This window comes from Parabacteroides distasonis (genome assembly GCF_004793765.1).
GTDB lineage: Bacteria > Bacteroidota > Bacteroidia > Bacteroidales > Tannerellaceae > Parabacteroides > Parabacteroides distasonis_A.
On sequence record NZ_SRYM01000078.1, the window covers coordinates 1 to 12581 of the forward strand.

The 12581-nt window shown below is 44.6% G+C and carries 12 protein-coding genes; 11 read left to right on the top strand and 1 reads right to left on the bottom strand.

What is annotated here, in order from left to right:
- Positions 1-60 precede the first annotated feature (60 nt).
- Complete coding sequence (locus E5342_RS17785) at positions 61-327, bottom strand: helix-turn-helix transcriptional regulator (protein WP_008771557.1); 267 nt, start codon at positions 325-327, stop codon at positions 61-63.
- 177 nt (positions 328-504) lie between these two features.
- On the opposite strand from E5342_RS17785, the gene E5342_RS17790 reads away from it, so the two are divergent.
- The 11 genes from E5342_RS17790 to E5342_RS17840 all read left to right on the top strand — a co-directional run bounded on the left by E5342_RS17790 (position 505) and on the right by E5342_RS17840 (position 12529).
- Positions 505-759, top strand: a complete 255-nt coding sequence (locus tag E5342_RS17790) for a hypothetical protein (RefSeq protein ID WP_246867157.1) — start codon at positions 505-507, stop codon at positions 757-759.
- A gap of 17 nt (positions 760-776) precedes the next feature.
- Entirely contained in the window at positions 777-1061 is a 285-nt protein-coding gene (locus E5342_RS17795; protein ID WP_135959976.1) for a hypothetical protein, read from the top strand.
- 5 nt (positions 1062-1066) lie between these two features.
- Positions 1067-1327, top strand: a complete 261-nt coding sequence (locus tag E5342_RS17800) for a hypothetical protein (protein WP_135959977.1) — start codon at positions 1067-1069, stop codon at positions 1325-1327.
- A gap of 113 nt (positions 1328-1440) precedes the next feature.
- Positions 1441-1638, top strand: coding sequence for a type II toxin-antitoxin system HicA family toxin (locus E5342_RS17805; RefSeq protein WP_034531103.1), 198 nt, complete (start codon positions 1441-1443; stop codon positions 1636-1638).
- Positions 1639-1677: 39 nt separating this feature from the next.
- Entirely contained in the window at positions 1678-2091 is a 414-nt protein-coding gene (locus E5342_RS17810) for a CopG family transcriptional regulator (RefSeq protein WP_008771554.1), read from the top strand.
- Positions 2092-2397: 306 nt separating this feature from the next.
- A complete protein-coding gene (locus E5342_RS17815) occupies positions 2398-3234 on the top strand; it encodes a phage antirepressor KilAC domain-containing protein (protein WP_135959978.1) in 837 nt (278 codons plus the stop codon).
- 87 nt (positions 3235-3321) lie between these two features.
- Positions 3322-3624, top strand: coding sequence for a hypothetical protein (locus tag E5342_RS17820; RefSeq protein ID WP_135959979.1), 303 nt, complete (start codon positions 3322-3324; stop codon positions 3622-3624).
- Positions 3625-3717: 93 nt separating this feature from the next.
- Positions 3718-5652: a hypothetical protein gene (locus tag E5342_RS17825; protein WP_135959980.1), complete on the top strand. Its 1935-nt coding sequence runs from the start codon at positions 3718-3720 to the stop codon at positions 5650-5652.
- A gap of 132 nt (positions 5653-5784) precedes the next feature.
- Positions 5785-6675 carry a hypothetical protein gene (locus E5342_RS17830; RefSeq protein ID WP_210434981.1) on the top strand — a complete coding sequence of 297 codons (891 nt, stop codon included), beginning with the start codon at positions 5785-5787 and terminating at the stop codon, positions 6673-6675.
- The gene (locus E5342_RS17835) at positions 6672-11924 is read left to right on the top strand and encodes a hypothetical protein (protein ID WP_135959982.1); all 5253 of its coding nucleotides are present in this window, start codon (positions 6672-6674) and stop codon (positions 11922-11924) included. Before E5342_RS17830 ends, E5342_RS17835 begins: the two co-directional genes overlap by 4 nt.
- Before the next feature lie 2 nt (positions 11925-11926).
- Complete coding sequence (locus E5342_RS17840) at positions 11927-12529, top strand: hypothetical protein (protein ID WP_135959983.1); 603 nt, start codon at positions 11927-11929, stop codon at positions 12527-12529.
- The last annotated feature ends 52 nt before the right edge of the window (positions 12530-12581 follow it).

Sequence of the window (12581 nt, forward strand, 5' to 3'; positions counted from 1 at the left end):
TTACACACGTTCTTTTAATTGTTAATTGCGTGTGAAGTAAATCTGTATCATGTCATATTGTCATTCCACCTTTATCTTCAATGGATGACCGCAGTTAGGGCACTTATACCCACCATCAATCTCTTTTTGCACTTCGGAAGGGGAAACAAACAATTGCCAAAAAGGAACGTTTAAGGCTGTGGCAATCGCATTCAGTGTATTTGCTGATGCTTCCTGTTTTCCATTGATGATATTATACAAACTTACACTTGACAAACCTATAACAGATGATAATTCTTTAGCTGTCAATCCTTTTTCTGAAAGAATGTCTTTAATTCTATTTTCCATAAGCCAATACTTTATATGATTACACCGCAAATATAATGCGATTCTTTTTATTTGCAGCTATTGTATAAAGAATAACATTACTAAATAGTGTTAAATGTAATGTGATTCTTTATTTGATTATTGTTGCATATAAAGTATTGCATTATATTTGCATCATCAAAATAAAACAACAGTACAATGGCAACACAGAAATACAACAAGAGTGAGATCATGAAGGAAGCGCATAAGATCTATAGAGAGTGCAAAATATACAGACGTACATTCGGCTCGTGCCTTAAACAGGCTTGGGGATCGGCAAAAGCAATGGTGCAGCTTGCGGAAAAACGTGCGGCTTTTGCCAAGGAGCTTGCGGAGAGATCCCATAATGTAGACTTACTCATGTCGGTATGGCTAGCCTTTACGGTAACAGGGTTTATTCTGGAGATTAATTAATATAAGGAGGGTGAAATATGAAAGCAACGGATTTATTTAATTACAGACTAGAAGAGTTTGAAACAGTAGAATCTTTTTCAAAAAGACTCTATGATACAGCTAAAAGGTATAGGAGTTCAATGCACTTTACTCCGAGTGAGAGCTATCATGTTCTTGCAATACTTGGAAAATATTATAAAGAAAGCCCTTTTGATATCCTATCAGTGATCAAAGACATAGAATTTGGGTGTAAATCTAAGAGATATAGAATACAGTGGGTTAAATGTCTTGGAGATCATTATTTGGTCTTGGATAAAAGATAAAATTTATGGAAACGATAGAAGTATTGAAGAACGTACAAAGGATTGCGTTGGAGTGTATGATCGGAAGGAAACCGGTGCATATAAATGTAGGCATAATGCCGGATACGGGCGGTTTATGCGTCACCGTACAGGATAGATCTCACGAGGTGGTCTACATGGAGATATTCAATGACTGGATGCCGGATCACAAGGAATGGAATAAAAAGACCTACGATAGGTTTATGAGCGTGATAAGCGACATGACTTGCGTAAGGCTTGCGGGATAACCCTCCGTCTTCATAAATATTGTTAAGCAATAAAATTATTACTGTTTTATTTTTGCAAACAGTATTATTTTTACTACCTTTGTTATTGTCAAACAATAACAAACAGTAATAATATGAAACGTTACAAAGTAAGGGATGTTATTAAAATGCTTGAAGCTGACGGATGGTTCATGCTAAAAACAAAAGGCACTGATCACAAACAATTTAAACATCCTTCAAAGACGGGAAAGGTGACAATAAGAGGTCACGATAACGAAGTTTTGAGCCAGTTCCTTTTAAACAGCATTTGGAAACAAGCAGGGTGGAAATAATCACCCTGCCATAAACGGCAACTTAAAATATTGTATCTTATGGAGAAAATTAGAATTGATATTCAGTGGTGTGATAAAAATTTTGGAGCGTCTTTCGGCGAGAATGTTCCGGGGGCTTTGGCGATTACGGCCGACACGTTCGAGTCTTTACAAAAAGCCATCGAAGAGACCTTGCGTTTCCACGTTGATGGTATGATCGAAGATGGTGATAATGTGCCGCAATGGCTGTTAGATGGTGATTATGAGTTTGAATATAAATATCTTGATATTGCCACACTTCTGAAAGTGTGTGAGTCTTACTCTTCGCTGACAGCGATAAGCCGTGCTTCCGGCATCAACCAACGCCAACTAAGCCATTATGTGAATGGCGTCAAAAAGCCACGTCCCAATCAGCGGCAGCGCATAATTGATGGGATTCATAAAATAGGCAAGGAGCTTATAGCTATTGTTTAGTTATTGTTTGACAGCTTGACTGACATAGCGAGCCTCGGAACTAATGTTTCGAGGCTTTTTTTAGAATAAAAAGTCGAATTTCCTTTGCCATTCCGGAAATTGTTCGTATGTTTGTAGTGCTAAAACATTCATAGGGGCGGCAAACTCCTATGGTCTCCATTGGGGTTATTTTTTTTGCCAAGACATATAAGTGAAAGTGATATTTTATTAAAGATATTGCGCCTACCGAGTGGAGATACGGAAACGCCTCCAAAATAATCCTATGGATGTTTTAGCAGCTCGTAGTAGGCGCATTTTTGTGTTTTTATGCTAAAGCATCCGATTTACGTCCTAAAACAAACAGAATTGCTTGGACACCAATTCACGGTTTATGGAACCGCAGAAAATCCATTATTTTTAGTCAAAGAAATAGCGGAAGTCTTAGAATATTCCGAGAGAAATTCCTGCAAGTTGACTAACCTTGTAGAAAAAGACGAAAAGGTTCGTAATATTATTACTACCCTTGGTGGCAATCAGGAAGTTTGGCTTTTAACAGAAGATGGCTTATACGAAGTCCTCATGCAATCACGAAAGCCTATCGCCAAACAATTTAAGAAAGGCGTGAAACAAATCCTTCATGAAGTACGAACTACCGGCGGATACATCGCTACTAAGGCCGACGATACCCCGGAGGAAATCATGGCTCGTGCTCTTACCATCGCACAGGCTACCCTTGAAAAACGGGAAGAACGGCTGAAGCAGCTTGAAGCCGAAAACAAACAAAAGCAAGAGGAGATAACGGAATTGAGAGCGGAGAACGTGGAACTACAGCATCAAAGCGAGTATGCCCGTTTTATCCTCCAGAGCAAGAAGACCGTTCTCGTCACCCAGATAGCGCAGGATTATGGAATGACAGCCATAAGATTCAACGCCTTGTTGCGTGATCTCCACATACAGCGAAAGGTCAACGGGCAATGGATATTGTACGGGGAGTATTTAGGTAAAGGCTATGTCCATAGTGCTACTCACAACTACACTCATTCCAATGGCAGCCCGGACGTGAGTCTTAATACCGAATGGACTCAGAAAGGACGCTTGTTCTTATATGAGGAGCTAAAACGAAACGGCATTCTTCCATTGATCGAGAGATCAGACAAAAACTAATTGATATACATATATTATTGAGGTACGATATAAAGGCGTACGGCCATTTTGTGACTTTAAAATAATTGTGAAATATTAAAAGATTGATTGAATATGAAAGATAATGAGATTAAAAGCATCGTCGTGAGAGCCGACGGTAACGAGATCAAGGTTGATCACGCTCATGAGTTGGTAATAGGAAACTTGACCATAACCCCGGAAATGATGGAATCGATAAGGGGCATATCGGAATACACCTTCTCGGAGGATATTGGAGACATGATAGACACGCTCATAAAGTTGAGCTATGATGATTTCTTCAGCAGCGAGGAGACCATGGACAAGATAAGAGCCATGTCTTGCGTGAGGGACTTCTTGAGGGATATCGAGAAATCAAGATCAAGGGCTTGATATTACGCCGACAATAGTTATCTTTGTGACAGAGCCTGAGAGCCGTACCGGAGACGTGTTTGTCCCCGGGCGGCTCTTATTATTTATACGCATATGATAAAAGCTGTATTATTGATAGGAGGGAAGAGGTACGACGTGACGGATCACCTCAAGAACTGGGAGGACGTGGAGATATCGGCTAAGAGGAAGGATCTTGGCGGTGTCGTTCGCTCCTTCTCCAACAAGTTCGAGTTCGTGAAGGGGGCATACGACCTTCTTGAGGCCGAGTACCTATCCAATTATACGAAAGCCTCGGCCATATTGGTGATAGGAGTGTTGAACGATAGCTGGGGGTATAACGAGAAGTTTCGTTGCAAGCTAGATTTCTCCACGTACCAGAGCGACGGGTATACGATATCCATAAACGCCATTGACGATAGCGTAGCGTCCATCATCAACGCAAACAAGTCGCAGGTATACGATATCCCGGTGTCGGAGCTAAAGGAGGATACCCTATACTATGATAGGATGAACCTAAATAATAGGGTTGAATTCGGAGTAAATCCTAATGACCCTAAGAATGAGCAAACCGATCCGGATATATATCCGATTGAATATACCGGTAATTATTTGTTCCCATTAATTTACATGGACACGAATTTCCCTGTTAAAAACAAAATAGAGGTTTTTGATAACGATGGATATGTCGAGAACTCAAATGATGTAACTCCATTAATAAAGGCCATATCTGATATAAAAATTGTTTTTAGGCTTGATTTCAAGATCAGGCAAGTAGAGGTTGGCGTTGATCAACAGGCTATATATCCTGAACTGCTGTTATGGCTTTTTGACAAGAACGGAGTAAGACAGACAAGCACTAAGATCGGCTATTTTGATGGGGATAATGATATACATATCGATTATCAATATACCGTATTGATGAGACCCGGTGATTATATATCATTATTCATAGACTCAAAGACTCTCCAAACACTTCATGCCAAGGTGTTTGATGTAAAAGAGATATCCGTATCTTATATAGGCCGAAATAAACCGGTGGAAATAGACACTTTCTCTCCTAAAAAACTATTATCCTCGTTATTGTCAAGGATGGGCGTGTCATTGTCCGGCGATATCGTCTCCGGTTCCATGCCTATACCTTGGATGATGGCCGCTGAGAGCGTGAGAGGAATAAAGGACGCGAAGGTCCATACGTCCTTCTCCAAGTTCTGTGATTTCGCCAAGGCGTTGATGGGGTATGATTACGAGATACTGGATAATAGCGTGCGTTTCCGACATATGAATGATTTCTTCGTCAATGAGACGAAAGTATTGGATCACGTGAGCAATATGGAGCTATCCGTGGATGAGTCGTTGATATACTCTGGGGTTGAAATTGGATTCGACAAGCAGGACTATGATGAGATAAACGGGCGTGACGAGTTTCACTTCAAGAGCAGTTTCAGCACGGGATTGGACATAAAGGACAACATATTGTCATTGATAAGCCCGTACAGGGCAGATTGCTACGGATTGGAGTTCCTCGCTAACGAGCGTGACGAGGAATCGAAGGATACGGATTCGGACAATGACATATTCATTGTCCACGCTAGGGAAGATGGGGATAGGTTAGTCCTGATAAGAGAAGAGAATGGGGGAGCTATATATGCCGTGACGGGGGCATTGTTCCCCGACACTATCTTTAACGCCTCCTACTCGCCAAGAAATATGCTTCTTGTCAATAAGGAAAGACTCGGGATATGCACAGATTACCTGTCTTTCACGGCCTCGGACGGAAACTCCTCGATATCGATAGGAGGAGTATCGGAGACCCTTCCTATATCCCTGCCGGTTAACGACCGGAGGATAAGGATCGATAAGGTGTCCTTGGAGACCCCGGGCTTATCCCCGTTCCTGGGTAATTACAGGGGCAAATTATCGTTCTCGTACGCCGGGAGATCGTACGAGGGATGGGTTAGCGAGATAACGGAGAAGATAGGCAAACCCCAAACTACAACCTATTCGCTGATATTGTCTAAAATTACATGAATTTGTTTTGACAATTGATCCTTATCCCCTATATTTGTAGGACATAACAAAAAAAAGAAATTAGAGCCTAAGAGCCATACCCGGCGGGAGTCGTATCCCGTGGGGTGTGGCTCTTTTGGCGTTTATAGGCGTATGATAAACGTGAGCAAGATATCACCATTGCTTTTTGACGTGGGCTATAACGGCATCGAGATGGAGTGCGAGTATGTGCAACGATTCTCCAATGCCGAGAATATAACCGTGCAATGCGTAGTATCCCCTTCCACCACTTTGTCAATGAAACTGCAAAACCTATGTTCTGGCGTGATATCTACGTTATCGCCGGTGTCGCATAATATCAATGACTCTAACAAATTGCTTGAGTTTATCATCCCGCCCGGCAATAGTGTGTATCGTGCGACAATTACCGGAAGCGGCGATCATTCAAGCAGCGTACCATTCCGTTTCTGCGGCCAAGACGAGCTATCGGATATGGTTAAGATGTCATACACAAACCGAGATAATATAACATCGTTCGGGGCCGTGTTCAAGGTCGGTAGTTCCCAAAGGGTATTCAGCCTGTGGGTAGAGGGGGGATTTAAGTCAGACGGACATTCGCTAAACGTTAGCAACGAGCAATTCAGGACACAGGGGCAAGAGATCGTAGAACTTTACGCCGTTCCGTATCAGGTGGACACGCTCACGATAGGGGATAACGAGGGTGTACCTTTCGAGATGGCCCGATTGATCAATAACATATTTTGCCTTTCGGACGTGAGAATAAACGGCGTTAGGTATGTCCGTAGCGAGTCTAGCGTGCCCGAGAGACAGGTGATAGCTGAGAGATATCCGCTGTTTAATTATACTATGAATATAGAGAATGCCGAGAACGTATCTTATAATGGATTCACGGAGCAGGATGATGGGTCATGGGTGACAGGAACGATAAGTGTTAATGTCGATAACGCCAAGGATGGTCAGGTCTTGGTGTATGATGATTCCGTTGGAGCGTTTGTTAATCAGTCAAATTTGGATTCTCTATGAGCAAGAAAAAATTAACCAAACATATATGGTATGGATCTGATACCGTAAATGAGAACGGTAAGCTGCAAGCGGCTCCTCCTCCAAAAGCCGTGGATGACGGAACGGAGGAATGGCACCTGTCCGGTATAACGAGAGGCGAGCTTTACCTTAACGATTACGAGGAAGATCCTTCTTTATTCGTCTTATGCAGGGATGGTAAAATCAGAAAGATAAGCGGAGAGGGAAACGGAAATAAAGCCCCTTTATATTGGAAACTTGTTGACAAGGACAGCGACGGCAACCCCCTCCCGGAGGACAAGTGGTACATCATTACGGACTACCCCGCCAAGTCCAAGGGTGACATCGTGGCTTACGCCACCTCTGATCATAACATCGTACTCCCCCACGCCGGCTACAACATGGTTGGTGCCGTGATGATCGAACAAGGCAAGGGCCTCGTGATCGACTCCGCCACCGGCCTATTGTCGTTGGATCCTGATTTCGCCGGCGGCAGGGGCAAGACCTATTACGCCGGAGCGGGCTTGCAATTGCTGGATCAGCCTGACACCGGGGAGACGAAAAACCAGTTCGCCGTGAAGTTTGGCAACGCTAAAGGTACTGCGTTGGAGGGCGACAAGCTATACGCCGCTACGTGGTGGGGGCAGAAACTCAATTCCAACGGGATAGCTACAGGGGCGATGACGGGCGTGCCTAGCATCAACGGCCTTATACACCTTAACAGCGACAAGACGTTTGATGTGGCCAAGGATAAGTCGGCGCAATGGATCCGTTTCTCAGGGGGAAACGCTATCAACGGCGTTACCGGGACGAACGCCGTGCTGTCCAACCTGTATCTCAATTATAAGGACGCCAGCCACTATGTCAAGGTCGACGCCAATAATAACATTATGGCTACTGGCGATGTCGTGGCCTACGCTACCGGGAATTATGATATTGTAAGCCCTATAGCCGGTACAGGGGTATTAGGCATGGTCAAGGTCGGGAGCGGTCTCAGCATAACCACGGACGGTACGTTAAGCGTAGACGGTAGCGTGGGAGGCTTGGACGTTGCCGCTATGTGGACGGAGCTGGCGAAAGCCGACGCAGGCAAGAAGATAGACATAAGCCATTTGCCCATATCCGCGCTCGACGGCAAGTACGTGAAGAAAGCCGGGGATACCATGACCGGAGCATTGACCATAGCTTCTAATACGATCAATAGCCAATTGATCCTTAAATCAACTGTTAGTGATGACAAAAGTAAGGCCGCAGGTATAAAATTTACCGCCTCACAAGACGCAACACAAAACGTTATATTAAGACACGAGTATTATGATACGTTCGTGGTTGGATATGGATTTGCTATAAGTAAGGAGGGTATTTTAGAAGGCAGTGACCCAAATATGTTCCTATATAACACGGGTCGCTATATATCCAGAGTCGCCACAGGAACTAAACCTATTGATGTTGTATCTACTACGTTATGCAACAATCTTAATGCCGATTTGTTAGATGGATTACACTCGTCCGCTTTTGCGCGAAAAGACCAATCTCCAACCGTTGACCTTAACGCGGTAAATGGTATAGGTATCATGTGCAATAACGCGAATGCGAATGCGACCCCCGAGAGGCATTATCCGATAGCCGAGGCGGGCTCATTGATCTATTGTACGGCGGCGTACGGTTCCGCAAACCAGATATACGGGTCGTTTTACGCTAACAGGTGGTTCGCCCGTGGCGGCGGTGGCAGTAGTTCGAGTACGGGATCCAACGCGAACAAGACGGCGTGGAGAGAGTTCGCTTTCACGGATAGCAACGTCGCTTCCGCCACAAAGCTTCAGACAGCACGAAACATATGGGGCAAGTCTTTTAATGGCACGGCGGACGTTAAAGGGGTAATAACATCCAGCGGCACCGCGGAGGACGCTTTTAACCTGTTTAGTGCCAAGTCGATCGTATATGGCAGGATAGGCAGTGCCAGAACGAATAATAATAACTTGGAGCTCGCATACCATCATGTCGGGGACGGAAGCGCAAATAATTATCTGTCGCTTGGTTGGATGGGCGCGGCTAAAGAAAACAGGTTATATGGCAAATTCAACGGCAACTGGGGGATAGGGACGTCGTCCCCCGGCGAAAAGCTTACTATCTACGGCCCCAATACGCTGCTAGGTCTCATGTCCACAACGGCCGCCACATCCGATAGCAATCTGATCATTTACACCAATGCCAACAAGGGAACAGCTTTCCGGATCATGGAGCAATCATCGTATAAGAAAGCGTTATGGTTCCAATACGGAAAGCCCGGGGACAGTACATATAATCTTAATATAAGCGGTTATAACAACTCGCGTCTTAGCAGCATGACACTAAACGCCTCCACCGTTAAGGCTGAAGGTAATGTTAGGGCCTCTGGAGACGTTGTAGCGTACTCCACGGGTTCCGGAGACATAGTCCTACCCATAGCCGGGGCAAATGCGCTTGGGGCGGTAAAGATCGGGTCTGGCATATCCATATCGGCTGACGGGACCATATCCGTAAGCGGTACCGGAACCATCGGGGGAATATCGGTGACCGGAAGCGGCAATGTGCTTACTAACGCCACGTTAAGCTCGGATAAGAAGACCATAACGTTTACAAAGGGCTTGACCGCATTGACCACGGCGAATTACGCCGCTACGCTTAACGGAAAGTACGTTACGTTGGATACGGCGCAAAACATAACGGCCGTGAAAACGTTCAAGGCGGCCCCGGTAATAGACTTGACCGGGACAAACCAAACTGCCGCCGGGAATCAAGTGACCATGCTTACCATAAAGCAAAAAGTCAACAACCTGTCATATTCCATACCTGTTATATCTGGCATCGTTACCAACGCTACTGAAAACGATTATAACTTTGACGTGCGCATAGGGTCTACTACCGGCGCCACGTGGATATCCGCAGGGGAAAGCGGGGCTACGCTGGCCAAGACGTTGCCTATATATAGTAACGAAAGCGTATGGATAACGGCGGATGGTGACATAAAGTTTTATACTGGTTGTAACAACGAGGGTACAAGTTATACGTATTCGGCATGGATTAACACTTCCGGCGTTCATACGGATAAACAATTGCATTCCACAATAGCGACGGGAACCAAGCCCATTAGCGTTGTTTCCACCACGCTATGTAATAATCTTAACGCTGATATGTTGGACGGCGTCCATGCGAACGGTTTGTTTACCAATTTGGCTATGAGCGGTAAGAATATAAGCGCTACGATAGGAGGCTCTACGAGGACTTTAAACGTGAGTGCCATAGGATCATGGCAGCACGTGTCATTCGCCAAGAACGATAATAGAGGATATCCTACATTTATATTGCTTGCCAATGTCACGACATGGTATAACACGACGTCAGGCAGTAGCAATCAATCATTTTACTTCCAGGGCATATTCCGGGGAAATAGATCCGGTAATATTAGCGGATGTTTTATAACCAAGATAAACGCCGTCGTGCAATATAACCGTACATTTTATAGGTTAGAGGCCGATGGGGATCACAACATATACCCTGTTATTGTCCTATACAATGGTGCCTATTACCTTGCCCTAAGATTGACAGGATCTGGATTTGACGCGACCGGCCTGGCTTGGATATCCAATACTAGCATAGGAACGCAATTGAACGCTACCGATTCCAACGGAACGGTTAGCGGATTGTCTATCGTATACGGTCATTCCGGGATGGGTGTTCTCGGGAACGCCTCAAGCGCCACCAAGCTTCAGACTGCTCGAACTATTTGGGGAAGATCGTTCAATGGGACGGCCAACATTTCCGGTAACTTAGATAATGTTGGTAATATCTATTCGACTAATAGCACTTTTATAATATTCAAAGGCGACAAATACATAATAAACTCACTAGAATCAGGCCAGCTTAATATAAACGCCTATGATGCTCATAATATATTGTTTGGTTATCGTGGGACATCAGGGTATAGTTTTTACGCCGGGACTGAGGGAGGGGACTCGGTAGGATCGGAGATAGGATACTGGACTAATAGCAGTTTTAACATAAAAACAAATATCGTTGGCAAACACGTATACCCTACGACTAATAACACTTATGATCTAGGTACCAGTTCCGCTAGGTGGAGAAGGTTTTTCTTGTCCGGGGTCAACGGAACTTGGGTCACCGGCAAGACGAACGCGGCTATAAACGTGGATTCGGACACTAACTCGATATCTACTTATTTCCCCTTATACCGTTGGAAATCATATACAGGCAGGGTATTCAACTTAGGAGCTTTTCAGGGCACAGATACGAGTAGTTATTTCGGGTTCTTTATGTTCGATAAGGATCGGACAGCTAACGGAGTCGACGCACAATTCTATATGCAAGCGTCTGGTGACATGAAAGGAACCGGAAGCCTGCGTATGAGTGGCGATGTCGTGGCATATTCCACCGGCAACGCTCCGTCTCCGTTCAAGTTCTGGTATCCTTCGGTTGATGCAAACGGAAACATTAGCTGGACGAACAGCACGTCAACGACTACTCCAACCACGAGGAACATCCGTGGCCCTAAAGGGGATACGGGGGCGAAAGGAGCCACCGGGGCTACAGGGCCACAAGGGCCTAAAGGTGCTACCGGGGCAACTGGGCCGCAAGGCCCGGCCGGGCCTTCATTCTCTGGATATCTTAATGGCGGATTCACGTCCAATGGGGTACAGCTGGCCTTTAGGTCTACGTATGGAGGATATTATTGCAACTGGAATCATGGCGGGAATACTATGACTATATCCATCACCCAATCCGGGACAAACTGGGCCAAGGGGTTCAGCTTCGCCGATAGTGGTAACGCTACCGCCAATGGTGGTAGCTGGATAAGCAACTCAGACATGAGAAGAAAAACATATCTGAGCGATTTTAACATAGATCTCCATTCGCTGATACCCGTGAAATTATTTTATTATTTCATGAATGACGATAAGGATAAGGTAAGGCAAGTCGGGCTGTCCGCTCAGCAGATGCTCGGGATATTACCTATAATGGTTACGGGTAAAGGTACTGGCGTTAATAATGATTGGTATGGGTATGACTATGGGAAGACTGGATGCCTGTTGTCGATCAAGTCCATCCAGACATTCCTTCCGTTTATGGATGATACTAATAAGTGGATAGGATCTACAAAGTCATGGATGACCGACAAGGACAAGCGCATAGCCGACCTTGAGAAAGAGGTGAGAGAGTTAAGGGAGGAGTTGAACAATTTAAAGGCGGCGTAAATATGGCTACATTACCGAATAACGATATATCAATAATGTTAGTGCGAAATGCAATAAATTGCCCAAGCACTGATCTTGGTACACTATGCGCCAAGGCAAAATCTGGTGGTAAAGGCGGGTATGCTTTTGAGATAGTAGAAAATGGCTACACGCAAGTCCATGGAAGAAATATTATTGATTCTGAAGGTTTACCTTCTTCTTACCCGTATTGGAATATATGGTGCAATAATTCCCCGGGCCAGTGGAAATTGGTTGATAGCCCATCTAAGCCTGTACGCTTTGAGCTAAAAAGAGATTCCTCTAATAAATATATTTTTAGTCTTGGGGGCTTCAGGGGGCACAATACCGACGCTTCAGTACCAATAATGCCAAATATAAAAAAGACGTTTGTACGGCACGGTACGTTGCCTATAAACACAGATATAGAACTCAAAGCCAATCTTGGAGATTACGATTGGTCTAAGATTAGCGGGGTAAATGGGTGCCAACTTTTTGTATACGATGGCAACTCGGTATATTCTAGATCGGAAGTCAAGGCAATAACCCGTAATTCGCTTATGAGTATGGGAAAAATTCCGTTGATGATAAACACTACAAGTACATAAGTAACTAATCAAAATTAAGCAGCATAATGGCTAAAGTTAATATTCAGTCGTG